At 71.2% G+C, this 25,581-nt stretch carries 22 protein-coding genes and 1 pseudogene; 15 read left to right on the top strand and 8 right to left on the bottom strand.

Annotated features, from left to right (window positions below; translation table 11 throughout):
* Window positions 1-75 precede the first annotated feature (75 nt).
* The 7 genes from ACWIZO_RS08520 (at window position 76) to ACWIZO_RS08490 (ending at window position 7,772) form a co-directional block, all read left to right on the top strand.
* Window positions 76-1,092, top strand: coding sequence for a hypothetical protein (locus tag ACWIZO_RS08520; protein WP_448642058.1), 1,017 nt, complete (start codon window positions 76-78; stop codon window positions 1,090-1,092).
* On the top strand, window positions 1,073-2,176 hold the full coding sequence (locus ACWIZO_RS08515; protein WP_448642057.1) for a glycosyltransferase: 1,104 nt from the start codon (window positions 1,073-1,075) through the stop codon (window positions 2,174-2,176). Before ACWIZO_RS08520 ends, ACWIZO_RS08515 begins: the two co-directional genes overlap by 20 nt.
* Window positions 2,173-3,318, top strand: coding sequence for a polysaccharide pyruvyl transferase family protein (locus tag ACWIZO_RS08510; RefSeq protein WP_448642056.1), 1,146 nt, complete (start codon window positions 2,173-2,175; stop codon window positions 3,316-3,318). Before ACWIZO_RS08515 ends, ACWIZO_RS08510 begins: the two co-directional genes overlap by 4 nt.
* Before the next feature lie 139 nt (window positions 3,319-3,457).
* Complete coding sequence (locus tag ACWIZO_RS08505) at window positions 3,458-4,237, top strand: glycosyltransferase (protein WP_448642055.1); 780 nt, start codon at window positions 3,458-3,460, stop codon at window positions 4,235-4,237.
* Between the two features lie 24 nt (window positions 4,238-4,261).
* Window positions 4,262-5,668: a hypothetical protein gene (locus tag ACWIZO_RS08500; protein WP_448642054.1), complete on the top strand. Its 1,407-nt coding sequence runs from the start codon at window positions 4,262-4,264 to the stop codon at window positions 5,666-5,668.
* A 1,019-nt stretch (window positions 5,669-6,687) separates the two neighbouring features.
* Entirely contained in the window at window positions 6,688-7,230 is a 543-nt protein-coding gene (locus tag ACWIZO_RS08495; protein ID WP_448642053.1) for a winged helix-turn-helix domain-containing protein, read from the top strand.
* Window positions 7,140-7,772, top strand: a complete 633-nt coding sequence (locus tag ACWIZO_RS08490; protein WP_448642927.1) for an IS630 family transposase — start codon at window positions 7,140-7,142, stop codon at window positions 7,770-7,772. The genes ACWIZO_RS08495 and ACWIZO_RS08490 overlap by 91 nt, the downstream gene beginning before the upstream one ends.
* 75 nt (window positions 7,773-7,847) lie before the next feature.
* Here ACWIZO_RS08490 and ACWIZO_RS08485 read toward each other — a convergent pair whose 3' ends face one another.
* Together ACWIZO_RS08485 and ACWIZO_RS08480 are read right to left on the bottom strand one after the other, a co-directional pair.
* A complete protein-coding gene (locus ACWIZO_RS08485; protein ID WP_448642052.1) occupies window positions 7,848-8,912 on the bottom strand; it encodes an LCP family protein in 1,065 nt (354 codons plus the stop codon).
* Between the two features lie 54 nt (window positions 8,913-8,966).
* On the bottom strand, window positions 8,967-9,653 hold the full coding sequence (locus ACWIZO_RS08480) for a TVP38/TMEM64 family protein (protein WP_448642051.1): 687 nt from the start codon (window positions 9,651-9,653) through the stop codon (window positions 8,967-8,969).
* Window positions 9,654-9,756: 103 nt separating this feature from the next.
* Here ACWIZO_RS08480 and ACWIZO_RS08475 point away from each other — a divergent pair, with 103 nt between their 5' ends.
* Entirely contained in the window at window positions 9,757-10,971 is a 1,215-nt protein-coding gene (locus ACWIZO_RS08475) for a glycoside hydrolase family 3 N-terminal domain-containing protein (RefSeq protein WP_448642050.1), read from the top strand.
* Between the two features lie 21 nt (window positions 10,972-10,992).
* Here ACWIZO_RS08475 and ACWIZO_RS08470 read toward each other — a convergent pair whose 3' ends face one another.
* Window positions 10,993-11,199, bottom strand: coding sequence for a hypothetical protein (locus ACWIZO_RS08470; RefSeq protein WP_448642049.1), 207 nt, complete (start codon window positions 11,197-11,199; stop codon window positions 10,993-10,995).
* 212 nt (window positions 11,200-11,411) lie between these two features.
* Here ACWIZO_RS08470 and ACWIZO_RS08465 point away from each other — a divergent pair, with 212 nt between their 5' ends.
* The 4 genes from ACWIZO_RS08465 to ACWIZO_RS08450 all read left to right on the top strand — a co-directional run bounded on the left by ACWIZO_RS08465 (window position 11,412) and on the right by ACWIZO_RS08450 (window position 15,385).
* On the top strand, window positions 11,412-11,939 hold the full coding sequence (locus tag ACWIZO_RS08465) for a hypothetical protein (protein ID WP_448642048.1): 528 nt from the start codon (window positions 11,412-11,414) through the stop codon (window positions 11,937-11,939).
* Between the two features lie 25 nt (window positions 11,940-11,964).
* Window positions 11,965-12,423 carry a hypothetical protein gene (locus ACWIZO_RS08460; protein WP_448642047.1) on the top strand — a complete coding sequence of 153 codons (459 nt, stop codon included), beginning with the start codon at window positions 11,965-11,967 and terminating at the stop codon, window positions 12,421-12,423.
* 91 nt (window positions 12,424-12,514) lie between these two features.
* A complete protein-coding gene (locus ACWIZO_RS08455; RefSeq protein ID WP_448642046.1) occupies window positions 12,515-13,021 on the top strand; it encodes a hypothetical protein in 507 nt (168 codons plus the stop codon).
* Between the two features lie 282 nt (window positions 13,022-13,303).
* On the top strand, window positions 13,304-15,385 hold the full coding sequence (locus ACWIZO_RS08450) for a SpoIIE family protein phosphatase (protein WP_448642045.1): 2,082 nt from the start codon (window positions 13,304-13,306) through the stop codon (window positions 15,383-15,385).
* A 15-nt stretch (window positions 15,386-15,400) separates the two neighbouring features.
* Here the strand turns inward: ACWIZO_RS08450 and nrfD are convergent, their stop codons facing one another.
* The 5 genes and pseudogenes from nrfD to ACWIZO_RS08425 all read right to left on the bottom strand — a co-directional run bounded on the left by nrfD (window position 15,401) and on the right by ACWIZO_RS08425 (window position 21,790).
* Complete coding sequence (gene nrfD, locus ACWIZO_RS08445; RefSeq protein ID WP_448642044.1) at window positions 15,401-16,462, bottom strand: NrfD/PsrC family molybdoenzyme membrane anchor subunit; 1,062 nt, start codon at window positions 16,460-16,462, stop codon at window positions 15,401-15,403.
* A gap of 5 nt (window positions 16,463-16,467) precedes the next feature.
* Entirely contained in the window at window positions 16,468-17,532 is a 1,065-nt protein-coding gene (locus tag ACWIZO_RS08440) for a 4Fe-4S dicluster domain-containing protein (protein ID WP_448642043.1), read from the bottom strand.
* Window positions 17,533-17,560: 28 nt separating this feature from the next.
* A pseudogene (fdh, locus tag ACWIZO_RS08435) lies at window positions 17,561-20,851 on the bottom strand (formate dehydrogenase).
* Window positions 20,852-21,072: 221 nt separating this feature from the next.
* Window positions 21,073-21,450, bottom strand: a complete 378-nt coding sequence (locus ACWIZO_RS08430) for an MmcQ/YjbR family DNA-binding protein (protein ID WP_448642042.1) — start codon at window positions 21,448-21,450, stop codon at window positions 21,073-21,075.
* Window positions 21,451-21,535: 85 nt separating this feature from the next.
* Window positions 21,536-21,790: a hypothetical protein gene (locus ACWIZO_RS08425; RefSeq protein ID WP_448642041.1), complete on the bottom strand. Its 255-nt coding sequence runs from the start codon at window positions 21,788-21,790 to the stop codon at window positions 21,536-21,538.
* Between the two features lie 108 nt (window positions 21,791-21,898).
* On the opposite strand from ACWIZO_RS08425, the gene ACWIZO_RS08420 reads away from it, so the two are divergent.
* Genes ACWIZO_RS08420 through ACWIZO_RS08410 form a run of 3 tightly spaced genes read left to right on the top strand, consistent with a single transcriptional unit; the run spans window position 21,899 to window position 25,517 of the window.
* Window positions 21,899-22,723 (top strand): MBL fold metallo-hydrolase, encoded by an 825-nt coding sequence (locus tag ACWIZO_RS08420; protein WP_448642040.1) that lies wholly within the window; start codon window positions 21,899-21,901, stop codon window positions 22,721-22,723.
* On the top strand, window positions 22,720-23,358 hold the full coding sequence (locus tag ACWIZO_RS08415) for a DedA family protein (protein WP_448642039.1): 639 nt from the start codon (window positions 22,720-22,722) through the stop codon (window positions 23,356-23,358). The genes ACWIZO_RS08420 and ACWIZO_RS08415 overlap by 4 nt, the downstream gene beginning before the upstream one ends.
* Window positions 23,355-25,517, top strand: a complete 2,163-nt coding sequence (locus ACWIZO_RS08410) for a phage holin family protein (RefSeq protein WP_448642038.1) — start codon at window positions 23,355-23,357, stop codon at window positions 25,515-25,517. Before ACWIZO_RS08415 ends, ACWIZO_RS08410 begins: the two co-directional genes overlap by 4 nt.
* Window positions 25,518-25,581 lie beyond the last annotated feature (64 nt).

Genomic DNA, 25,581 nt, shown 5'->3' with positions numbered 1-25,581 from the left:
CACCAGAGGTCGGTACCGGCGGCCCTAGTACGGGACGCGCAGCGGCGAGCAGCGCACTTCTGCACCCTGATGTCAGTGGTCCTCACCCCTAGCATCCTTGCCATATACAGCGTCTCCAGCTCACCGCAACAAAACTTAAGCACGATCATTGTTCCATCAATCTGTGTAGCGCTGTATCCAATCATCGGATCACTAGCATCTCCGTATTACGCTATTCTATTGACCAGTGGCAGAGTGGCCGCGACGCTATGGCCACAAGCATTTCGCTATGCAATCCCCCTGACCATCCTGGCGGCGTCGGATGACCTCACGCTGATCGTTCTTGCCTTCCTGCTCGGGGAGGCGGTTCGGGTGTCAACACTCACCGCACTTGGTCGACGTCTATGCGACCGCCAGCCGCAGCCCCGACAGCAGGAGTACGCCTTACCAAGCTTCGCCTCCCTTCTCCACCAGGTGACGTCGATGTCTGTAACGCAAACCAATCCTGTCGTCAATAAAGCGTTCTTGGTCGCCGGACCCTCCGGATCCGTCGCGGCGAGCGAGATTGCCGACAAGCTCTTCTTCGCCAGCAATCAAGTCCTGAACAACCTTCGCATCCTTCCTCGCGTTGCTCGCCTACCCACAGTGGTGGGCCGTGGGCCGCACCGGGCGCGTCTCGTGCGCGAAATCCGTGCAGTGACCCTCCCTGGCATTGCTCTCGGCCTTGGACCAAGCCTGGTACTGGTCGTAGCGTGGGCATACGCACCGACATCTCTCGTCCTTGCGCAGGCACTTCTATGGGGCGCCTTGCTGCTCGTTTCACTTCCGTTTGTCGCCCTCAACACGTTCGGCGCCCGAGTGATGGTCCTGGCGGGCCGAGCATCTGTGCTGACCCCCATAGCTATGGTATCCGTCATAACGAATCTGGCCATGAATTGGGTCATATTTGGCCTAATTGGTCCCACGGGCGTGCTTGTGTCGACGCTGATAGTGAGAGTCATCGTTGGCTGCATCTTCCTATACATGACTCTGTCGTCATCCACAAGCGCTGCGCTAACTACGCGGATTTCCATGATTGAGGGGGGCGTCCTTCGTGAACAGAACGCTGATTGAGCAGTTCGACCCACGGCGCGAGAAGGCTGGTGGAATCGACACCTGCATAAGGGGGCTGCTCAAGTACAAGCCCTCAGGAATGCGGCTAAGGGTTGTCGGGGTCGATGCTATCGGAGACCGAGTCTTGGGCAAGTGGTCCATTGAGCATGTTGACGGGCGCGAATTCGAGTTTATGGCCGTCGCCAGGCTCGACCATGCCGATCTTCGGCGCGCGGTACCTCACTCCGTGGCCCTGCTAAGAGGCGTGTTCAAGTTTCGGCGGGACATATCCGACTCGGTAGTCCAGGCCCATAGGGTCAACACGGGCGTCGCACTCAGAGGGCTTTTCCCGCAATCCAGGTTGGTGCAATTCATCCACAGCAGCGGGGTTGAGAATTTAGGACCCGCCAGTCGGTCCTTCTTCAAAGGCGCGAAGTGGGCATATCGGGCAATGGAACATGTCGCCGTATTGCAGGCCCGCGATGTAGTCGTCTTCAGTTCCAAAGGGGCGACACGTCTGCAGGCGCTGTCAGCAAATGTCCGCTTTTCACCAACTTGGTTTGATCCTGAGACTGTCTATCCAGGTGCGGGCAGTGATTCAACCGCGCGGACTAGGTTGATATGGGTAGGCCGTCTAGAGCCGGCGAAGGATCCGCACCTCGCCCTGGAGGTGTTGACGCGGCTTCCTGAACCATACAGCTTGACTATGGTGGGGTCCGGAACTCTGGAAGCCTCCGTCAAATCTCGGGTCGAGGCGCTCGGACTAGCGCGGAGGGTGACGCTAACCGGCCTCGTGAAGAAGAGCGTGGTGGGCGAGGAGCTCAGGAAGAACGATCTCTTTCTTATGACCTCGCATTTCGAAGGTTTCCCACGGGCAATGGTCGAGGCACTAGGAAGCGGTTTGCCTGTAGTAGCGACAGATGGCGCCGATCCAAACGGCCTGCTCGATGGGAGGAGCAATGGCGTCAGGACGTCCCGCGAGCCGGCCGTACTTGCTCATGCCATCGAGGCATCGTCGACCATGACGAGGGAGGGTGCTCTCGCGAGCGTTCATCATCTGCGAGCAGACACGGTCGTCCGTGATGTCTTGGGGGCACCGCTTTGACCGCGCGCAGTTCACGCGACGTCCGACAATTGTCGCAGGTCACCAACATCTTTGTTCCGCTTGTTGGCCAGTATGACAATCTCGGGGACATCATTCTGCGACGAACGCTCTTGCAGTGGCTCGCTGAGGTCGGGCGGGTCCACGCCTACCTGGGGAGGGCGCCAAGGCCTTACGCCGAGGCGTTCGCTCAAGCTGTCCCCGACATGATCGAGTACCAATCCCTAAGTCGGTGGCTCATGACGGCCACGGCAAGCAGTGCACAGGGAGCCGTCATCGTGGGGAAGCCGGGAGAATTGCAAGCATCCTTCTCCGGGATGCGCGAACATGTGGCCACTCTCCCCTTCGTGGTGCTTCTGCGGCGACGTGGTGGCTTGGCTATTCGTGTTGGAGCAGGACTTCGTACCTTCGAGCAACCGTGGACCTTCATGCTTCGCCAGATTGCAAGACAGTCTGACGTGTGTTATTGGCGCGACCCCGACACCCATCGCCACCTCCATGGCGACGGGTGGGTGCCGGACCTCGCATTCGCGCAGGGATCATCAAACAACCAGTTGCGGGATCGCATATTGCACGCGCGAAGCAAGTTGGTCATATCGTATCGAGGCGACCGTCCAGCACCGTCAAACGCTGTCGTAACGGCCATCGCGAGGTTTGCGTCATCAGCGAGGCTGATCCCGACTGTCGTTAGCCAGGTAGCGAGGGATGACACGATGACCAGGGACCTCGCCGCGCGCCTGCGCTGTTCCGCGATACAGTGGAACGATTATGATCTCCTTTCTCAAGAAGAGCGACTCCGGCGCGCTTACGCGCAGTCAGTCGTCGTGGTGAGTGACCGCCTGCATGTGCTGATCGCTGCCGCCACCGAGGGTGCGGTGCCAGCCGCGCTTCTAGACGGACCGAACGCCAAGATTGAACGCCACTTCGCACTCCTGCCGTCATCCGACGCTCGCCTAGGGCCCCGAACGAGCGGACCTGCGTCACCGGCGGCTCTTCAGTCGTTCCTCGGCGAGCAAGTTGAGAAGGCAGACGCCGTTGTTGAACTCGTCTCGGCTTATCGTGCACGACTTGCTAGCGTCGAGAGACTGATATCGGCGCGAGTGTCGGCGGTGGGGCAGAGCAATGGACTGGAGCGAGATGCATAAGGTTATGTTCGTCGCCTCGCCCGGGGGACACCTCGAGCAGATCGTGCGCCTACAGCGGCTTCGCTTCTCAGCAGTCGAGCCAATCTTCGCAACGCCAGACACCCCACAGGCGACATCCCTACTCGCTGGCATGCCCTGGGTGACAGTGCCGGACGTTACTCAGCGGGACATTGCGGGGGTCGTAAAGTCGGTTCCCCGATTCGTTGAACTGATGAGACGGGAGAGGATCGACGAATGCGTCAGCACTGGAGCCGCAATCGCCCTCCCTGCGTTCATCGCGGCCAAGCGGCTTAGGTTGCAGACTACCTATATTGAGAGCGTCTCTCGCGTGCTCGGTCCGTCGCTAACTGGCCGGCTCGTTGCGCGTTCAAGGCTCGCAAACGAGCTCTACAGTCAGCACCCTGCGTGGGTTCGTGGCAGATGGCAACACGCCTTCTCTGTGCTGGATGCTTTTGAGCGGATACCGAAGCACGCGGACGAAGGCGCGAAGGCACCCTCCCTGTTCGTAACCCTTGGCACGCTCAAGCGGTATCCGTTTGAGCGACTCGTGCAGGCCGTCCAGGCGACGGGCTTGAGCAGCGACCGAATTGCTTGGCAGCTTGGAGTCACTCCGTCGGGTAGCTTACCTGGTGAGGTAAGGGACTTCATCACGCAGAAGGAATTCGACGCGTACGCCACGGCGGCGGACGTCGTTATCAGTCATGCGGGTGTAGGTAGCGCAATTCGGCTGTTGGAATTGGGCAAGTACCCAATACTCGTGCCGCGTCGGGCTAGGCGGAATGAGCACATCGATGATCATCAGTGCCAAATCGCTGACTATTTGGCGACTCGTTCGTTGGCTCTCACCGTTTCCGTCGAGGCTCTCTCAACCGAGCACATCGCACAGGCGGCGAGCTACATGGTCGTCAGACGCGAGTAGATGCAAACCTTCGGCACGGGCCGCATGAGCAGGATGCACAAGCGAGGCCTACTGTTCATCACCAACCCCCGCGCTAGGCGGCCAATGTGGCGCGGCGACGTAGGTGTCCAGTTTGTTGCCGCGACGGTAGCGGGAGCGATCCTCGGAGGGTTCTCGGCACTTGCTCCCCCTTACGTGCTCGCAATGCTCTTGTTCTCGGGTGCGGCCTCAATGCTTATTGCGCTCCCCCGTCGACTCCTGCCGGCTTTAGCGCTGTGGTCAATGGTCCTGCTGCCCTTAGGATTCATGGATGTGCCACGGCTGTTAGGCCGGTACTTCCACCCCAGTGTTGTCATCATGGCAATTTGGGTAGCCCGTTGCTCACTTCATGTCGTGCGGCAGCGTCGATGGTCGACGCTGGAGCTCGTCACTCTAATCCTTGTTTCTGCCGCGCCTGTCGGGTCGTTCATCGTGAGTGAAAATCGTGCCGCCACGCTCTACTGGAGCACAGTGATGCTCGTCTGCATAGTGGCCGCACCCATCGTCGCGCGCCATGTGCCTCAGGGGGACATTGGAACGACGCGCTCAGCCTTCATCGGCGCAGGTAGCGTCTTAGGGACGCTTGCTTTCTTTGAGTTCAGCACAGGGGTCAATCCGTGGTTGGCCCTCTATTCTAGTCAGGTCGGCGGCAGGGATTGGTCTGTTTTCCGAGCGAAGGCGAGCGTGGGTCACCCCCTAGTTCTCTCGTTGATCGGCTCAGTATGCTTCATGATTGCGCTTTGGGCATTCGTCGAAAGCAAGGGGCGGACCAGGTTGGCGGCAGCAATATCGGCGACGTTATCGCTCTCCGCCGTAGCGCTTTCCGTGTCTCGGTCGGGCCTCGTTGCGATTGCTATTGGCGCGGCCGTCATTGTTATAGGGCGTGGGAGCGCAATCGGTCGACTGCCAGCGCAAAGACCTTGGGGAGTTCTCTTCGCGGCGTCAGCAATGGGGGCCGTGTTCCTGATCTCACAATCACCTTTGCTCGCCGAGAGATCGCTCAGTAGTGGTGGGGAGGGGTCCCTACAGTACCGCTACGCTGTATTCGACCGAGGCCTCGAAATGTTGTTCGATACCTTGCCTCTCGGAAGTGGGTTCGGGACGTCCGTTTACCTGTTCACTGAGCGCTACGGAGCGATACTGGAGAATTCGCTCCTTCAGTTGCTCATCTCGGGCGGAGTCTTTGCCGTTCCCGTAATCCTGTGGGTCGCTCTGCACTTACGGGTCGGGATTCGGGGCTCGGCTGTCGGCGCAATCGCTGGCATGTTGGCATTCACCGTCTCAATCGGCAATTACAACGGCCTCGAGGGCAACCCTGCACTCCTAATTATTCTGGGCCTGTGCATGTCAATGGCCGCTGCGTCAGGGCCAGAGTCCAAGATTGAAGCACAGCCCAGGATAGTTGAGCGATGAAGCGAGAAGCGCCACCAGCATTGAATCAGTGTATGTCGACAACGCCACTTCGTGTCTCGCGCCGTGCCGTGTTGAGTGCTTCGGGGCTTGCGGGCCTCCACCTATTGTTGGGGAGGGGGCAATCCGCGTGCGCAGTCGCAGAATTCGAGGAAAGTTGTGGCTCAGGGGCTCCGATCTTCAGTGCCGACGTCGGCTTAAAGGGCCTTAGCGCATATTCCCATGTGATCCATCCCGAGACAGTGTCGGTGGTCGAAGACCCGACGGGAGTCGACGAGATGGTCTTGCGCTGCACTGTGCCCGACTCAGCAGTCGGGCCGACCGACAATCCTAGGGCGCAATTGGAGCCTCCGGGCTCATTACGGAACGGCGACACCTTTTACTTCGGCTTTGCGATTCTGTTGCCCGCTGACTTCCCGTCGCGACTGCCGCCGTCCGACGGTCGAGATGTCCCGTTCATCAACGTCTGCCAGCTTTACGGTCCGCCATACGGGGGGTCCCCACCCTTCAAGCTAGGGGTGTCCACGAGGGAGAAAATGCTTTCTTGGAAGAGGGCGGATGCCTCTGGGGTAGGCTATGGCCAAGCTTGTTTCATCCCCTACAAGACCGATGAATGGCTCTACATTCGAGGCAAGATCCGACTGTCCTCTGAGCCCTATAGGGGTTTCGTTGCGCTGCAATATAACCTCACCGGCCGATCAGAATCATGGCAATACGCGGACCTACAACCAGGACGGGGGGAGTCCGCTCCTCATGGCGGGAGGTTGTATGCGCGAACGCTGACCACTAATGCAGTGGGGCCGAATCGATTCGACATTATGCTGTATCGACGTAGAGGACTGTGGGACTCCGTAACTGCATATTTCAAGAGACATCAGATGAGCCTTCAGGTGATCGACCCGACCCACCCAGCATAAAGGGATCGCGCGCACTAAAGATCATTAACGGCGGAAGTTCCGGGCTCTGGTGATCGTCGGTTGGATGCTGCTGACAGGCGCCGCGGCCTGCGCTATCCCGGTGGCATGCGCTATGCCCAGGGCGGCGGGCTGACCGCTGATGAGCGGGCCCGGCGAGAACAGGTGCGGCTGGCCGCGGCCAACTGGATCGAGGAGGGCGCCTCCGACCAGGAGGTCGCCACCCGGTTGCGGGTCACCCGGATGTCGGCCAACCGCTGGCGGCGCGCGCTGGCCGACGGCGGTCGGCCGGCGCTGGCGTCGAAGGGAGCCGGTGGGGCCCGCTGTCGGCTCAGCCCCACCCAACTGAACGAGCTGCAGGTCTTGCTCGACGCCGGCCCGGCGGCGTGGGGCTGGGCCGATCAGTGCTGGACGCTGCCGCGCATCGCCGCCGTCGTGCGCGAACGCTTCGGCGTGGACTACACCCTGCCCGGAATGGACCTGCTGCTGCACCGCATGGGCTGGAGCGTGCAGGTCCCGGCCCGCCAAGCGGCCGAGCGCGACGAGGAGCGGATCGCCGCCTGGCGGGAGGAGACCTGGCCGGCGATAAAACGACCGCGGCGGACCTGGGCGCCTGGCTGGTCTTCGAAGACGAGTCCGGCCAGGGGCTGAGGCCGCCGAAGGGACGCACCTGGGGCCGGCGCGGCCGCACGCCGGTGGTCCGGGTGACCGCACAGAACGCGCCACGGCTGTCGGTGGCCGCGCTGGTGGCCGTGAAGCCGGCCCACCGGCCGCGGCTGATCCACCGCACCCATCGACCGCGACGGCGCGGAAGCGGCGGGCGCAAGGGCTTCACCGAGGCCGACTACGCCAACCTGCTCGACGCCGCCCACTCCCAGCTCGGCGGGCCGATCGTGCTGGTCTGGGACAACCTCAACACCCACACCAGCGCCGCGATGACCGAGCTGATCGCGGCCCGGCCGTGGCTGACGGTGTTCCGGCTGCCGCCCTACGCCCACGAGTTCAACCCGGTGGAGCCGGTGTGGGCGCATCTGAAGCGGTCGCTGGCCAACCTGACCAAACACAGCCTCGCCGAGCTGACCGCGCTGGCGAAGACCCGCCTGAAGCGGATGCAGTACCGCCCCGTCCTGCTGGACGGCTTCCTCGCCAGTACCGGGCTCGAGTTCGGCCCGTTCCTGAACACCAGCCGTTAATGATCTTTAGCAGTAGTCCAGGAAGGCATACTGCCGATGACAGTGAGCGGCGGCCCGCAGAGCGGAGCATTGCAATCACTTGAAGTCACTTAGATGGGCGGCGAGCTTATCGTCGCGCAGCTGCCCCCACAGGGCCGCCGCACGGCCATCGTCGAGGTACTGCACCTGGCGGCCCGCCTCCGTTCCCGAGCCAGCCAGGGGGGCGGTGAGGAACTCCGGGTCTCCCACTGCGCGAAACTCCCACGCGGTGGCCACGAGGGCCTCGTCGGCCAGGCTCTCGTCCACCCGGATGGCGTCCGTGACGGAACCTAGCAGGCTGCCCAAGTCACCGAAGTCGGTCAGAGCGTCGCGCTGCGCGATGCGATCGAACAGCGCCTGCCCCACCCGCTGCTGCCTCCCCGCAGCGCCGGCGCGGCTTCCGGCGCTAGCGTCACGTAGGTAGGCAAGCGCCTCCGCGCCGCTCATCTCCTGCGGCCCGGAGGCGAAGGACCGGCCCTGGCTGCTGTAGGGCTCGGGCACGTCCACCGTGATCCCGCCGAGGGTGTCCACTACCGAGCGGAGGCCGGCGTAGTCGAGCTCGGCGTAGTGGTCCACCCGCACGTCGGTCAACGTCTCCACCGCGCCCACGGCACCTGCCGGCCCTGCATCGCCGAAGGCGTCCTCTATGGTCGTCGAGCTCTCGGCCACCCAGGTGTCCAGAGGGATCGACACCACCTGCGCGTGCTGCCGGTCGCCAGTGAGCCGGAGCAGCAGGGCCGCCTCCGCCCGGGTGGTACCCGTCGTCCGGTCCGACGGGTCCACGCCCACCACAAGGAAGGTGAGCGCCTCCGTGGTGGCCGCCGGCGGGCGCCCCGCCTCGGCGGGGAATGGGTCCTCCAGGCGCGCCACGTCCTCCGCCACGCCCTGGACCCGCAGTGTGCCCAGCCCGATCACCAGGCCGGCCCCCACCACTAGGGCGCCGACCAGGCCGATGATCACCTTCCGCAGACGCGAGCGCTCGGCGGCCACCCGCGCGCGCCGCTGCTCCGACCGGGAGGGCTGGCGCCCCTCCCGCCGAGCGGGCACCGACGGGACGTAGTCGGCGGGGGCGTGGCAGGCCTCCTCCGGCGCGCGGTGCCGGGGGCCGGCCTCCTCTGCCACGCGCCCCATCCTGGGCGGTGTGGAGATCGACTGCCACTTTCCGTAGCGGACTTCTCACGAATTCGGGTCGACGCAGGGGACGTCCCGGGTTCGACCCGGCCGCGTCCCCGCGGCGCTGCGGCGTCGCCACCACCACCACGAGACGCCGCCCACGAAGACGGCCAGCATGAGCGCCCCCTCGACCAGCAGCCCACCGGTCGAGGTGGCCCAGCCCGACAGCCACCCGGCCGAGGCGCCCACGCCCACCTGCAGCACCGACCCGGGCACGATGCCGAGCGCCGTGCCCAGCGCGTAGGGCACCAGCCGGATCCCGGTCAGCCCGGCTGCGTAGCTGGTCAGCGTGAAAGAGAGCGGCGAGAGGCGGACCAGCAGGACGGCGACGAAGCCGCCATCGCCGAGCCGGCGGTCCACCGCCGCCAGCCGCCGGCCGGCCAGCCGGGTGACCGCGTCGCGGCCCAGCGCCCGGCTCAGCCCGAAGGCGGCCAGCCCGCCGAACACGCCCCCGGCGACGGCGACGACCAGGCCGGTCCAGAACCCGACGACGGCGCCGAGCAGCAGCGACAGCGCCGTCCGCGGCACCGGGCCGACCAGCGCGAGGGCCGCCCCGAGCACGAGCAGGACCACCCCGAGGGGACCGGTCCCGTCGAGCCAGGACCGCACCGCCGCCGCGCTCGGCAGGTCGACGACGAGCACCGCCACGACCGCCGCAGCCAGGACGGCGAGCAGGACCGCTGCCCGCACCCCCGCCCTCCGCACCCCGCCCATGGTGCCGGAGGCGCCCCCGGCCCCGGCTGGCCCACTCGGCACACTGGGTCGGATCCCCGCCCGCCGTCCGAGGAGCACCATGCGCCCGCCCGCGCCCACCCGGCCCGCGCCGGTCCTCTGCGCGCTGCTCTGCCTGCTCCTCGCCGCCTGCACCGGCCCGTCGTCGATGTCGTCCACCGCCGGCTCGTCGTCCCCGGCGTCCTCCAGCGCCGCCCCGACGACGACCGCGCCGACGACGCCGGCGCTCCCGGCCGACGCACCGCTCGACCAGCAGGTCGACGCCGCGCTCGCCGGCCTCGACCGCCGGGCGCAGGTGGCGCAGCTGTTCGTCGTCGGCGTGCAGCTCGACGACCTCGACGCTGGCGACGCCCTCGTGGACGACGGCGTCGGCGGCGTCTTCCTCGCCGGCCGATCGCAGGCCGCGGCCGAGGACCTCGCCGCGGTCACCGGCCGCTGGGCCGGCGCGGCACCCGGCCCCCGCCCGTGGGTCGCCGTCGACCAGGAGGGCGGTCAGGTGCAGGCGCTGCAGGGGCCCGGGTTCGAGCGGCTGCCAGCCGCCGCGGACCAGGGCCGGCTGCCTCCCGACCAGCTCGCCGCGCTGGCCGACGGGCTCGGCACCTCGCTGGCCTCGGCGGGCGTCGACCTGGATCTCGCGCCGGTGGCCGACGTCGTCCCGGCCGGCACCGAGACCGACAACGACCCGATCGGCGCCTTCGGCCGGCAGTACGGCAGCACCGCCGCCGACGTCGTCCCCGACGTCCGCGCCGTCGTCGACGGCCTGGCCGCCCACGGCGTCACCGCCACGCTCAAGCACTTCCCCGGCCTGGGCCTGGTCGGCGAGAACACCGACGAGGTCGCCGGCGTCACCGACCCGGTCACCACCGCCGACAGCGAGCAGGTGGCCGCGTTCGGCGAGCTGGCCGCCTCCCCCGCCGAGCCGTTCGTCATGGTCTCCTCGGCCACGTACCCGGCCCTCGACCCGGCCGCGCCGGCCACCTTCTCCCCCACCGTGATCCGCACGCTGCTGCGCGGCTTCCTCGGCTTCGACGGCGTGGTCGTCACCGACGACGTCGGCGTGGCGGTGGCGTTCCAGGACGTGCCGCCCGGCGACCGCGCGACCCGGTTCCTCGAGGCCGGCGGCACGCTGGTGCTCACCGTGGACGCCGGCGTCCTCCCGGCCATGGTCGACGCCGTCCTCGCCCGCGCGGAGGCCGATCCTGCCTTCTCCGCCACCGTCGACGCCGCGGTCCGCACCGCGCTGACCGCCAAGGCGCGCGCCGGCCTGCTCGCCTGACGGTGCGGCGCCCGCGGAGAACTACCGGGCCAGGGCGGTGAGCTTGGTGACCGCCAGCATCGCCAGCACCCACCCGGTCAGGACGAAGAGGTCGCCGAGGTGGAGCCCGTGCGTCGTCGTCAACCGCACGAGGACGGGGCCGTCGTTGATGTACCGGCCGGTCACCAGCAGGAACATGAACCCGGAGAGGACCGCCGCCACGAGGAGGGCGCAGAGCCAGCGGAGCACTCCACGACGGTAGCCGCAGGTTCGGCCCGGACAGCGGACGGACGACCCCATCCCCACCGATCGAGGCTCCCCGTGCGTCCGTACGGGCGAGCGCCGTCCGCCCGGGGGATCCCCGCGGCGGTTGGACTCAAGCAGCACGGTCGTGCGGCCGTTGATCGTGCACGACGGGACGGCGTGTCCCCATCCCCCGCACGTCCGACCGGAGGCACGACATGACCCGCACCGGCCGCTCCGGCACCGGCAGCCGGACCCGCCGCCGCGTCGGCGTCGTGCTGGCGGCCACCGTGTTCCTGCTCGGCGCCGGCGTGTCCACCGCGTCGTGGCTGGCGGTCGGCACCGGCGACGGCGCGGCCCGCGCCGCCACGGTGCAGAACCTGGGGGTGTCCGCCGCCGTCCCCACCGCGACGCTCTACCCGAAGCCCTCCGGCGGCTACGGCTCGACGACCGCCGGCACGGTCGTGGCCACGGTCAGCAACCCGAACGTCTTCGCCGTCGACCTGACCACCGCCTCGCTGGGCACGGTCACCGTCGTCCCGCTGGCGGGCCGGACCTGCGCGGCGGGCAGCGTCGTGCCCAGCCAGTCCTCCGTCGTCCTGTCCCCCGCCGTCCGCGTGCCCGCCGGGTCCGGCGGCGTGCAGGTCACCGTCCCCGGCGCGCTGGAGATGCTGGCCAACGCCGACGACGGCTGCCAGGGCGCCTCCTTCAGCGTCGCCCTCACCGTCTCCGGCGTCCTGGTCTGACCGTCCGGCCCTCGGGAGGGACGCCGTGACGCGCGCCGCCTGCCGGCTGCTGCTGGTGGCCGCGCTGCTCGTGCCGGCCGTCCCGGCGCAGGCGGCCTGGAGCGTCCCCGGCTCGGGCACCGGCGCCGCCCGCGCCGGGAAGCTGGTCTCCGCGGCGGCCCCGTCGGTCACCGGCAGCGGCCCGGCAACCTCGCGCACGTTCACCGTCACCTGGCCCGTGCCGCCGGCCGGCGGGGTCCCCGTCACCGGCTGGCAGGTCACCCGCGACAGCAGCCTGCTCGGTGCCGGCCTGGTCTCCAGCGGCACCTGCGCGGGCTCGTCGGCCAACGGCGTCCCCGGTGTCGCCCACCCGGCCAGCGACGGCACCCGGCTGTCGTGCACCGACGTCGCCACGGTCTCGGTGGGCACCGTCCGCTACACCGTCACGCCGGTCAACGTCCGCTGGGTCGGCCCGCCCTCGCCCTGGTCCCCGGCGACCGCCTGAGGGCCTCGCGGAGCGACCGGCCTCCCTCCTGTGAGTGGTCCCGGCCCGCCGCCGGGTGTGCGCCCGCTCCCCGTCGGCCGATGCCTCCGGCATGACGATCACGCACAACCCCGTCGCCCCCGTCGCACCGCCTGCAGCCGCGGTCGAGGACGGCTGCGCCGCGCTGCTGCCCGGACGGGTCACCGTCCTCACCGAGCTGGCCGGGCGGCTGGCCGACCCCGCCCGGCGGCCCGGCGCGCTCCTCGTGGTGGGGCTGCTCCGCCGCGACGACACCTGGCCCACGGCGGCGTCGGCGCTCGACGCGACGACGCGCCTGGTGGCCGCCTCGCTGCGCGGCGACGACTGGATCGGCCGCTCGGGCCCGACGGAGTTCGCCGTCCTCGTCGAGGGCTCGCCGTCCGACGCCGACACGGTGGCCGCCCGGCTCACCACCCAGGTCGCCTCACTGGGCTTCCCCGGCCTGGGGGCGGGCGCGGGCATCGCCGTCCTCGAGCACGGCGTCGCCGCGACCGAGACGCTGCGCCGCGCCACGCTGAGCCTGACCACCGCCCGCTCGGGCGGCGCCGGCACCGTCATCCGCTACAGCGGCGTCCGCTGACCCTCCCCCGGCCGGCGTCCGCAACGGGGCGGACGCACCGAGGGCCAGGGCGGCTCAACGAGGCCGGCTCCCGTGCCAGGCGACCTCCAGCACCACCGCCGGCAGCTACTCCAGGGAGACGTTCCCCACGGTTGCATTGCGCACAACGGAACCTGTGTTGTACACAAGAGCCGATCCGTGTCTCGAACCACCGGGAGGGTCCGACCCGGACCACGGATCCCCAGCACCGGGGAAAGGCACGACGTGAACGCAGTACGGAACGGGCCGCTGGACACGCGGCTCTTGCCGGCACGACGTCACGCCGGGGAGACCGCGGCCGCGTCACGCACCGAGCTGGCCGCACAGGCCGCCGGCCTCGGCACGTTCGACTGGGACCTCCAGACCGGGGTCCTCGACTGGGACGAGCGCTGCCTGGCGCTGTTCGGGCACGACGCGACGACCTTCGACCGCACCATCGACGGGTTCGTCTGCCGCCTGCACCCGGACGACCGCGACGACGTGGCGGAGGCCATCCAGCACGCCCTCGACACGTGCGGCGACTTCCAGGCGGTGTACCGCGTCTGCCTGCCGGGCGGCGCCCTCCGCTGGGTCACCGCCCGGGGCCGCGCCCTGTGCGACGCCGGTGGCGCGGCCACCCGGCTGCTGGGCGTCGCGTGCGACGCCACCGGGCAGCGCGGTGACGACCTCGGGGTGGCCCGGGTCCTCGACGCCATGCCCGCCGGCTTCTACTCGCTGGACCCCGACTGGCGCTTCACCCACGTCAACGCCGAGGCCGAGCGGCTGCTGGGCCACTCCCGGGCCGACCTGCTCGGCCAGGTCATCTGGGACGCCTTCCCCGCGGCGGTCAACTCGGTGTTCGAGGAGAGCTACCGCCGCGCGGTCGACACCGGCCGGCCGGTCTCCTTCGACGCGTACTACCCCGCCCCGCTGGACGGCTGGTACGAGCTGCGCGCCTGGCCCACCGACGACGGGCTGTCGGTCTACTTCCTCGAGGTCACCGACCGGGTGCGCGCGCAGGAGGAGCTCCGCCGGGCCGCCGAGCGGGTGGCGACCGTGGCCCGGATCAGCACCGAGCTGGCCGGGTCGATGGACGCCGAGGTGGCCACCGGGCAGGTGCCCCGCCTCGCCGTCCCGGTGCTGGCCGACGCGTGCATCGTCAGCGTCCTCGACCCGCAGGGCCGCGCGTCCTCCGCGAGCACCTGGCACGCCGAGGAGACGGCCCGCGAGCTGCTGGACCGCTACGCGCGGTCCCGCCTGGCCGCGCTCCCCACGCTCCCCACGGTCTCCCGCGCCATCTCCACCGGGCAGGCCGTGCAGCTCACCGGCGCCGAGGCCCTGGCCGCGACCCCGGCCGGGGAGCCGCGAGAGCTGCTGAGCCGGCTGGCCCCGAGCGCGGCCCTCGCCCTGCCGCTGCGCGGGCGTGGGCACACCCTCGGCCTGCTGACGCTGCTCTACACCGGCGGCCGCGTCCCGACCGCCGAGGAGGTGGCGACGCTGTCCGACGTCGCCGACCGCCTCGGCACCGCCCTGGACAACGCGCGCCTCTACGGCACCCAGCGGCAGCTGGCGCTGGAACTGCAGCGCTCGATGCTCACGGCGCCACCCGAGCCCGACCACGCCGAGATCGTCGTGCGCTACCTCCCGGCGGCCGAGGGCGCCGCGGTGGGCGGCGACTGGTACGACGCCTTCCTGCAGGCCGACGGCGCGACGACGCTGGTGATCGGCGACGTCGTCGGCCACGACAGCGCCGCGGCCGCGACCATGGGCCAGCTGCGCAGCCTGCTGCGGGGCATCGCGATCGGCACCGGCGAGGGCCCGGCCGCCGTCCTCGGCGACCTCGACCGAGCCATGGCGCTGCTGCAGCTCGGCTCCCTGGCCACCGCCGCCGTCGCCCGCTTCGAGCAGACGCCCGAGGAGATCGACCGCGGCGTCACCCGGATGCGCTGGTCGAACGCCGGCCACCCGCCGCCGGTGCTCATCACCCCGGACGGCGCGGTCTCGGTGCTCCGGGGACCTCGCGCCGACCTGCTGCTCGGGGTGGACCCGGACGCCCCGCGCCGCGAGTCGGTCGCCGTCCTGGAGCGGGGCTCGACCGTGCTGCTCTACACCGACGGCCTGGTCGAGCGGCGCGACGCCGACCTCGACGACGGCCAGACCCGGCTCGCCACGGCGCTGGCCGACCTCGGCGGTCTGCCGTTGCAGCAGATGTGCGACCGGCTCGTCGAGCGCATGGTCGACGGCCACCCGACCGACGACGTCGCGCTGGTCGCCGTGCGCCTGCACCGGCAGGACCGCCCCCGGCCGGCGTCGGCGGGCCGGCGACGTGTCCCCGACCTGGTGCCGCCGGACCCCGCGTCGTCCTGACGCCGAGCGCCCGGGTCAGCGGGTGACGGTCGGCGCGTGCCCGTTCTGCGCGACCTGCTGGCCGGCCTCGCGGGCGGCGAGCCGCTCGCGCTGCGGGACGACGGTGTACTTGGGGTCCTTGGCGCTGGCCATCCCCGCCTCGAAGACGCCGAAGCGGGTGAGCAGCGACCCGGTCGCCAGCAGCGTGCCCGAGACGACGGCGCCGAGCCGGGTGCGCCCGCCGAGGATCGCCAGCCCCATCCCCGACGCCGTGCACGCCCGCGCCGCGCGCATCAGCACGCCCGCGCGACCGATGCGGTACGGCTCGGACACGATGCTGCCGCTGTGCTCGACCCGGCGCAGCGCCGCCAGCTCGATGCCGGCCCCGATGATCCCCATCTTGCGCGCCGGCGCGGCCTCGTCCAGCGGCGTGAGCGCCATGCAGAGCCCCCCGCCGGCGGCCATGCCGGACGCGCCGAAGACGAACGGCAGCTCCCGGTGCGCGGCGTGCCACGACGGGACGGCGGTGTTGGCGAACAGCACCCCGGTGTAGGTGGCCAGCGGGCCGCCGAACAGCGCCGCCACCACCCCGCCGAAGCGCTTCAGGCGCGGGAACCAGCCCAGCACCTCCACCGCCGCGGTCGCGCTGGCCGCCGCGCTGAATGGCGCCAGGATGTAGGAGCCGATCGACAGCGGGGACGTCGGCTTGATGACCCGCAGCATGTGCAGGAACCGCTCGGGCCGGCCGAGGTCGTGGATCAGGAACGCGACCGAGGCGAGCGCCGCGCCCCCGGAGAGGTAGCGGGAGTTGCGGGTGAGCGTCGGCCGGTCGCTGAGGTCGGCCATCGCCCCCAGGATCGACGAGGTCCCGGCCGCGCCGCCGAGGAAGAGGTAGAGCGGCACGTCCGGCGACTTCCACACCGGCGGCTTGATGATCGGGCGGCCGTAGTAGGAGGTGAACTGGGCCTCCTCGACCATCGCCACCTCACCGCCGGGGCGGCCGCCGCCGCGCCGGCGACGCCGCTTCTGGCGCTGCTGCGCCGGCGGCCCGTCCGCCCGGCGCCAGCCGGCGCCGGGCGTGGTGATCCCGTCGGTCACGTCCCCTACCTCCGCGAGCCGAGGACGGCCGACAGCGCCACCCCGACGATCATGGCCGCCGCGGCCGCGGCGGACCGCCACATCGCCGGCAGGTCGCGCGTGGTGACCACCGGGTCCGGCGGCAGGCCGTAGACCTCCGGCTCGTCGAGCAGCAGGAAGAACGCCCCCGCGCCGCCGACGCCGTCGTCCTCGTCGCGACCGTAGAGCCGCGCGGTCTCCACACCCTGCGACTTCAGCGTAGCCAGCCGCGCGTCGGCGCGGGCCTGCAGCTCGTCGAGGTTGCCGAACTGGATCGACTGGGTCGGGCAGGCGGTCGCGCACGCCGGCTGCAGGCCGTCGGTCAGCCGGTCGTAGCACATCGTGCACTTGAAGACCCGGCCGTCGCCCTTGCGCTGCTCGATGACGCCGTACGGGCACGACGGGACGCAGTAGCCGCAGCCGTTGCAGATGTCGCCCTGGACGACGACGGTGCCGAACTCGGTGCGGAACAGCGCGCCGGTCGGGCAGACGTCGAGGCACCCGGCGTGCGTGCAGTGCTTGCACACGTCGGAGCTCATCAGCCAGCGGATCTGCTTGTCCGACCCCGACTGCCCGGTCTGCGGGTCGAACTCCGACAGCGCCTCGGCGTTGAGCACGCTGGACTGCTGCGCGTGCGCCAGGCTCTCGTCGTTCGCGCCGTCGGCGACCGAGCGTCCGGCGTCCTGCCGGTCGTCCCCCGGCCGCCCGAAGGTCGGCATCGGCAGGTCGACGGTGCGGGTCTGCTCGATGAAGGCCACGTGCCGCCAGGAGTTGGCGCCCAGCTGCCCGGTGTTGTCGTAGGACATCCCCGAGAGCCCCATGGTGTCGCGCACGCCGTGCGCGTCGTCCATCGGCAGGGTGTTCCACTCCTTGCAGGCCACCTCGCAGGCCTTGCAGCCGATGCACACCGAGGTGTCGGTGAAGAAGCCGACCCGCGCGGGGTGGTCGGTGTCGTAGCCGGCCTCGGCCTGGACGTCGGGCAGCGGCCCGAACAGCCGGTTCTCCGGGTCCCGCCCGGTGAAGGCCGGGCTCGCCGAACTGACCTGGGTCACGCCGGCCTCCTCCCTCGTGCTCCGGTCCTCACAGCGTCGACCCCTCGCCGGCGTTCGCCTCGACCGGGTCGCGGCCGTTGACCCCGACCCGCCCCGACGGCACCCCGGCCCGCCGCCGGTAGCCCTCCACGAAGTCGATGAGCTCCGGGCCGCGCGGGCGCCGTCCCGGCCGGATGTCGGCGGTGCTGACCTTGTCCTCCTGGATGTGGGTGTTCGGGTCGAGCACGATCCCGAGCAGGTCGTTGGCCCCGTCGCCGGTCGAGATGCCGCTGTAGGACCAGTGGTAGGGCATCCCGATCTGGTGCACGACCTGGCCGTCGCGCAGCCGGATCGGCCGGATCCGCTCGGTGACCAGCACCTTCGCCTCGATCGCCGTCCGCGAGCTGACCAGCGTGGCGAACTCGCCGTTGGTCAGGCCGCGCAGCTCGGCGAGCTCGGGGCTGACCTCGACGAAGAACTCCGGCTGGAGCTCCGACAGGTAGGGCAGCGTGCGGCTCATCCCGCCGGCGGTGTGGTGTTCGGTGAGCCGGTAGGTGGTCACCTGGAACGGGAAGACGTCCGACAGCGGCGGGTTCTCCCGGTTCCACGGCCCCTCGATGTGCTCCAGCGTCGGGTTGGCCTGCTGCTTGTACAGGGCGTTCTCGACGACGGACTCGGCCGGCTCGTAGTGCGTCGGCAGCGGGCCGTCGACCACGCCCGCCGGCGCGAACAGCCATGCCTTGCCGTCGCCCTGCATGACGAACGGGTCGGCCCCGCCGATCGCGTCCTGCGCCTTGGCCCCCTCCGGCGGCACGTAGTCCGGCCGCTTGGTCGCCTCGAAGTCCGGGTTGTCCGGGCCGGTCCAGCGACCGGCCTCCTCGTCCCAGTACACGTACTTCTTGCGCTCGCTCCACGGCTTGCCGTCGGGGTCGGCCGACGCGCGGTTGTAGAGGATCCGCCGGTTGTACGGCCAGGCCCAGCCCCACTCGGAGGCCACCGGACCCTGCTCGCGGCCGGGCTTGCGGCGCGCGGACTGGTTGACCTCGTCGGCGTAGACGCCGGAGTAGATCCAGCAGCCGCACGTCGTCGACCCGTCGTCCTCGAGGTCGAGGTAGCCCGACACCGCGCGCCCGTCGGGGCCGACGCCGTTGATCTCCCGCAGGACGGCCTCGGCGCTGGGCTCCTGGTCGTGCCCGTGGGTCGGGTAGTCCCAGGTGAGGTCGAGCAGCGGGCGGTCGCGCGGGTCGGTGGAGTCGGCCAGCCGCTCGCGCAGGATGCGACCGAGGTGGAAGTAGAACCACAGGTCGCTCTTGGCGTCGTTCGGCGGCTCGACGGCCTTGTGCCGCCACTGCAGCAGCCGCTGCGTCTGGGTGAAGGTCCCCTCCTTCTCCGCGTGCGTCGCCGCGGGCATGAAGAAGACCTCGGTGCCGATCGTCTCGGGCGCCAGCTCGCCGGTCTCGATCTCCGGCGACTCCTTCCAGAAGGTCGCCGACTCGATCATCTGCAGGTCGCGGACGACCAGCCAGTCGAGGTTGGCCAGCCCGAAGCGGTTCATCCGCCCGTTGGGGTGCCCGACCGTCGGGTTCTCCCCGACCAGGAAGTAGCCGGAGACCTTGCCCTGGATCATGTCGGCGATCGTGCGGTAGGAGCTGTGGTCGCCGTCGATCTTCGGCAGGTGGTCGAAGCAGAAGTCGTTCTCCGGCGTCGCGGCCTCGCCCCACCAGGCCTTGAGCAGGCTCACCGTGTAGGCCCGCTTGTTGCCCCAGAAGCCGGCCTTGCCGGCCGCGTCGGCGCAGTACTCGTCGAGGCTCCCGTGCTGCAGCGCGTGCGGCATGGGCAGGTAGCCCGGCAGCAGGTTGTACAGCGTCGGGACGTCGGTCGAGCCCTGGATGCTGGCGTGCCCGCGCAGCGCCAGGATGCCGCCGCCGGGACGGCCGATGTTGCCCAGCAGCGTCTGCAGGATCGAGCAGGTGCGGATGTACTGCGCGCCGACGCTGTGCTGCGTCCAGCCCACCGAGTACACCCACGCCGTCGTCCGGTCGCGGCCGCTGTTCTCGGTCACCCAGCGGGCGACCTGCAGGAACACCTCCGGCTCGACGCCGCAGACCTCGGCCACCATCTCCGGCGTGTAGCGGTCGAAGTGCCGCTTGAGGATCTGGAACACCGAGCGCGGGTGCTGCAGCGTCTCGTCACGCTTGGGCTTGGCCGCGATCGGCGGGCCGCCGCTGCCCGACGCCTGGGCGTGGTCGGTCTTCTTGACCTCCGGGTGCTGCTCCCGCCGGTCCTGCTCGGCGGCACCGGCCGGGTCGTCGGAGCCGGAGTGCGGCGGCTCCTCGAACTCGTACTGCCAGCTGGCCTCGTCGTACTGGTTGTTCTCCGGGTCGAAGCCGGAGAACAGGCCGTCGAGGTCCTCGGAGTCGACGTAGGACTCGCCCACCAGCGCCGCGGCGTTGGTGTAGGCGACGACGTACTCCTTGAAGTACAGGTCGTTGTCGAGCACGTAGCGGATCAGCCCGCCGAGGAAGGCGATGTCGGTGCCGATGCGCAGCGGCACGTGCAGGTCGGCGATCGCGCTGGTGCGGGTGAACCGCGGGTCGACGTGGACGATCTTCGCTCCACGCGCCTTGGCTTCACTCACCCACTGGAAACCCACCGGGTGGCACTCGGCCATGTTCGAACCCTCGATGACGATGCAGTCGGAGTTCGCGAGGTCTTCCTGGGAGTTCGTGGCGCCGCCACGACCGAACGAGGCACCCAGACCGGGCACCGTGGCGGAGTGCTATATGCGCGCCTGGTTCTCGATCTGGATCGCGCCCATGGCGCTGTAGAGCTTCTTCATGAGGTAGTTCTCCTCGTTGTCGAGGGTCGCCCCTCCGAGGCTCGCCAACCCCATGGTGCGGTTCACGCGCTTGCCGTCGTTCTCGTCCTGCCAGCCCTTGCGGCGGGCCTCGAGGACCCGGTCGGCGATCATGTGCATCGCCGTGTCGAGGTCGAGGTCCTCCCACTCCGTCCCGAACGGACGGCGGTACTTCACCGTCGTCACGCGGGTCGGGCTGGTGACCAGCTGCTTGCTGGCGCTGCCCTTGGGGCACAGCCGGCCGCGGCTGATCGGCGAGTCCGGGTCGCCCTCGATCTGGACGATCTGCTCGTCCTTGACGTAGATCCGCTGGCCGCACCCGACCGCGCAGTACGGGCACACGCTGCGCACGACGCGGTCGGCGGTGGCCGTGCGGCTCACCACGCCCTCCGTCGCCTTGCTGCGCGCGGCCGCGCCGCGGCCGAGGGGGTCGGGGCCGGTCAGCTGCCGGAACACCGGCCATGCGTCGAGCCAGGTCTTCACGGCGTGAACTGTGCCACCACGCGGCGGATCCGGCGCGCGGATGGCACCGGACGGTGCCGGACGGGATCGTCCGGTCCCGTCCGGCGGGCGCCGGCCGAGCTCGGGGACGTACCCAGGGGCGCCGTTGCGGGTGTTCCTCGTGCAGTACCGGTGCTGCAGCGCCCGCAGTGCACGAGGGATCCCGGCAGTGCAGCACAGACGGCGACGTCGCGGGACCCGAGTCAGCAGCCGCCGGCGAGGTGCTGCTGCGCGAGCCGCCTCGGCGCCCTGGCCAGCCAGGCCTCGGAGACCAGCTCGGCGACGTCGATCTCCTCGAGCCGCACCAGCACCGCGGGGTACCCGTCGGAGTGCGGCGTCGTGAAGTAGACGGCGGGGTCGACGGCGACCAGGGCCAGCTCGGCACCCTCGTCGGGCACAGCCGCGCCCAGGACCGGACCGACCGGGGCGTCCCCGAGGTGCTCGAGGTCGGCCCGCCGCAGCGGGCGCTCCCACACGAACCCCCTGCCGCGCACCTCCCACGACGCCGAGCCCCACGAGACGCCCTCGCTGGTCTCGGGCAGGGCGAGGGCCAGGCGCCGCACGTCCGCCCAGGTGGCCACGCCGCAGGCTGGCGCCGGGTGTCTCGCGCGGGCGTCGGTGCGCCTCCCGCCGGCACGCCCGGCTCCCCGGACGTGCCCGGGGCCGCTACGGCGCCGCGGCCCGCGGTGCCCGCGGGGGCAGGGCGACGCCGCACGCGGCCAGCCGCTCACGCAGCCGCGCCGCCTCCCGGCGGCGCTGCTCGGCGCGCCGTCTCAGCACCGCGCGCTGCCGGGGCTCGGCCCGCGCGGCCTTGAGCTCCAGCACCGCGGCGGTCTCCAGGTGCAGCGCCATGCGGCGCAGCTCCCCCGACAGCTCGGTCCCCGGTCGCGACAACCCCGGGTCTTCTCCCGCTGAGGTCATGGCAGCGATGGTGGGACCCGCCGGGCCGGGCCGCACCCGGAACGCCCTCGCGTCCCGGACGGGGGACGACGACGCGGAGGCGTCGGTGCCCGGGTCGATACTGGTCCGGTGGGCGGGATCGGACTGCACTGGCTGGGCCACTCGACGGTCCGCGTCGAGCTGGCGGGCAGCACCGTCCTCACCGACCCGGTGCTCACCCGCGCGGTCGGCCCGCTGCGCCGGGTCGTCCCGCTGCCGCCCCCGGCGTCGTGGGCCGGCGTCGACCTCGTGCTGGTCAGCCACCTGCACGGCGACCACCTGCACCTGCCCTCGCTGCGGCTGCTCGACCCCGGCGCGCGCGTCGTCGTCCCGCGCGGGGCCGCCGGCTGGCTGCGGTCCCGCGGCGTGCGCTGGGTCGACGAGCTGGCGCCGGGCGAGTCGCTGGTGCACGGCGGGCTGCGGGTGACCGCCGTCCCCGCGGTGCACAGCGGGCACCGGTGGGGTCCGCGGCTGACGCACGGTCCCGACACCGCCGCCGTCGGGCACCTGCTGGAGGGCGACGGGCGCACCGTCCACGCCCTGGGCGACACCGACCTCCACGACGGCATGGCCGGGGTCGGCGAGCGCGGCGTCGACGGCGGCCCGATCGACGTGTCGCTCGTGCCGGTGTGGGGCTGGGGCCCCACGCTCGGCCCGGGCCACCTCGACCCCCGGCGGGCGGCCGAGGCGGTGGCGCGGGTGCGCCCGGCGGTCGCCGTCCCGGTGCACTGGGGCACGCTCACCGTCCCGGGCGGGACGCGGCTGCCCGGGCTGGCCGCGCGGTACCGCCGGCTGCTGACCGACCCGCCGCGCGCCTTCGCCGCCGCGGTCGCCGCCCGGGGCCTACCGACCTCCGTCGTCGTGCCTGGGCTCGGCGAGCGGATCGCGCTGCCCGCCGCGGCGGGTGCGCCGTGAGCGCCACCCTGGCCTCGGGCTGGACCGACGGCTCCTCGCTCGGCTACCCGGTGGTCCTCGGCGGGGTCCTGCTCGGCTCGGTGGTGCCGGTCGTGCCCACCGGGGCGGTGGTCGGCGCGGCCGCGGCCCTGGCCACCAGCAGCGACCGGCTCGACCTGGTGCCGGTCCTCCTGCTGTCGACGCTCGGCGCGTGGCTGGGCGACGTCGTCACCTTCGCCGTCTGCCGCTCCGGCGGGCCGGCCGCGGTGCGCTGGGTGGCCCGCGGCCAGCACGCCGACCGCATCGAGGAGGTGCGCGAGCAGTTCCGCCGGCACGGCTGGCAGCTCGTCGTCATCGGCCGGCTGCTGCCCGCCGGGCGGATCCCGGTGCTGCTCGCGGCGGGCGCGCTCGCCTACCCGTGGCGGCGGCTGCTGCCGGCGTCCCTGCTGGCCGCCGCGCTGTGGGCCGTCGCCTACGCGCTGCTCGGCGTCGTGAGCGGCGGCGTCTTCGACAACCCGCTGGTGGCCACCCTGGTGGCCACCGTCCTCGTCCTGGTCGTCGGCGCGGTGCTCAACCTGGCGGGTGCGCACCGGCGACGCCGCCCCGCGCCGGAGCCGGACCGCACGTCCCGCCCGACACCGTGCGGCCCGGCGTGAGCCGGTCCTCCGACGGCGGTTCCGGTGGCCGGGTGCTCGGCCGCGGCCGGGCGACGGCGCGCGTGCTGCTCACCTGGCTGCTGACCACGCTGGCCCTCGTCGTCCTCGACCGCTGGCTCGACGGCTTCGCCATGGGTGGCTGGTGGCAGCCGCCGCTGGCCGCGCTGCTGCTCGGCCTGCTCGCCGGGGTGGTGTGGCCGCTGGTCCTGCGGGTGGTCCTGCCCGTCGCGGTGTTCACCCTGGGCCTGGGCAGCTTCCTGCTGCTGGGGGCGGCGGTGCTGGCCGTCTCCTTCGCCATCCCCGGCGTGGTCGTGGCCGACCTGCGCACCGGCGTGCTGGTCGTCGTCGCCATGGCCGCGGTGACGGCGGTGGTGAGCAGCGCGCTGGCCCTCGACGAGGACGAGGTCTTCTTCCGCCGCGCCCGGCGCCGCGCCGGCACCGCCGCGACCCTGCGGCCGTGCCCGCCCGGGGTGGTCTTCCTGCAGATCGACGGCCTCGGCGCCGACGTCGCCCGCCGTGCCGTGCGCGACGGGTCGATGCCCACGCTCGCCGCGTGGCTGCGCTCGGGCAGCCACGCGCTGACCTGGTGGCACACCGACTGGAGCTCGCAGACCGGCGCCTCGGTGTGCGGCATCCTGCACGGGTCCAACCACGACGTCGTCGGGTTCCGCTGGTACGAGAAGGACCGCGACCACGTCGTCGCGGTGTCGCACCCCGCCGACGCCGCCGAGGTGGAGCGGCGGCACTCCGACGGCCGCGGGCTGCTCGCCGGCGGCGGCGCCAGCCGCGGCAACCTGTTCAGCGGCGACGCGCCCTTCCTCAGCCTGACCATGAGCTCGCTGCCGCTGGTGGCGCCGCGGCGGGCCGGACGGCGCCGCGACCGGGTGGGCGCGGGCTACTACGCCTACTTCGCCAACCCGGTGAACGCCGTCCGCACGCTCGGGACCTCGCTCGCCGACGTCGGCCGCGAGCTCGCCGCCGCCGCCCGGCAGCGCCGGGCCGACGTCCGCCCGCGGGTCAGCCGCGGCGGCCTCTACCCGCTGGCCCGGCCGGGGACGACGGTCATCGCCCGCGACGTCGTGGTCGCCGCGATCGTGGAGGACATGCTGGCCGGGCGGCCGGCCGTGTACGCCGACTTCCTCGGCTACGACGAGGTCGCCCACCACAGCGGCGTCGAGCGCTTCGACACCCTCGCGGTGCTGCGCAGCATCGACCAGCAGATCGGCCGGCTGGCGCGCGCCGCCGAGCTCGCCCCCCGCCCGTACCACCTGGTGCTGCTCTCCGACCACGGCCAGACCCAGGGCGAGGCGTTCGCGCAGCGGTTCGGCGAGACGATCGAGGCCTTCGTCGGGCGGCACTGCGGCGGCTCCCCACCACCGGGGCAGCGCAGCGGGGAGCCCCGCGACAGCCGCCGCCCGGCCGAGGGCTGGCAGGTGGCCTCCGCGCTGGCCGAGGCCGCGTCCGGGCCCGGCGTGATCGCCCGCCGGCTGCGCGAACGGGTGGAGACCACCGGCGCCGGCGAGCACCGGCACCGCACGCCGTCGGGGCAGCCCGGCCGCGTCGCCCGGGTGGCACCGGGGGTGGTGGTCACCGTCTCCGGGCACACCGCGGGCGTCTCGTTCGCCGACCTGCCGGGCCGGGTGCCGCTGGAGGAGATCGAGCACCACTGGCCCGACCTGCTGCCGGCCCTGGTCGACCACGACGGCGTCGGCTTCCTGCTGGTGCACTCCGAGGAGCAGGGACCGGTCGTGCTCGGCCGCGACGGCGTGCACCGCCTGGCCACCGGGGAGGTGCTCGGCGAGGACCCGCTGGCGCCCTACGGCGAGCACGCCGCGGCGCTGGTGGCCCGCGTGTCGGCCTTCCCGCACTGCCCCGACGTGATGGTCAACAGCCGCTACGACCCCGAGACCGACGAGGCCTCGCCCTTCGAGCCGCACGTCGGCTCGCACGGCGGGCTCGGCGGCCCGCAGCAGCGCGGCTTCCTCGCCCACCCGCGGCAGCTGCGCGCACCCGGCGAGATCGTCGGCGCCGAGCAGCTGCACCGGGTGCTGCGCGGCTGGCTGACCGAGCTCGGCCACCCCGAGCCCGACGGCGCGGGCGCGGCCGTCGGGGCCGACAGCCCGGCCGCGCTGCGGGCGGCCGACCCCAGCCGCGTGTGACCGCCGGCCGCGAACCCCCGGCCACGGGGACGTGAACGGCACCCGCCCACCGTGGCGGTCCCGC

The sequence above is a fragment of the Geodermatophilus sp. URMC 63 genome (assembly GCF_053502565.1).
The sequence above is the reverse complement of the archived record's forward strand: the minus strand, read 5'-3'. Positions and strand labels throughout refer to the sequence as shown.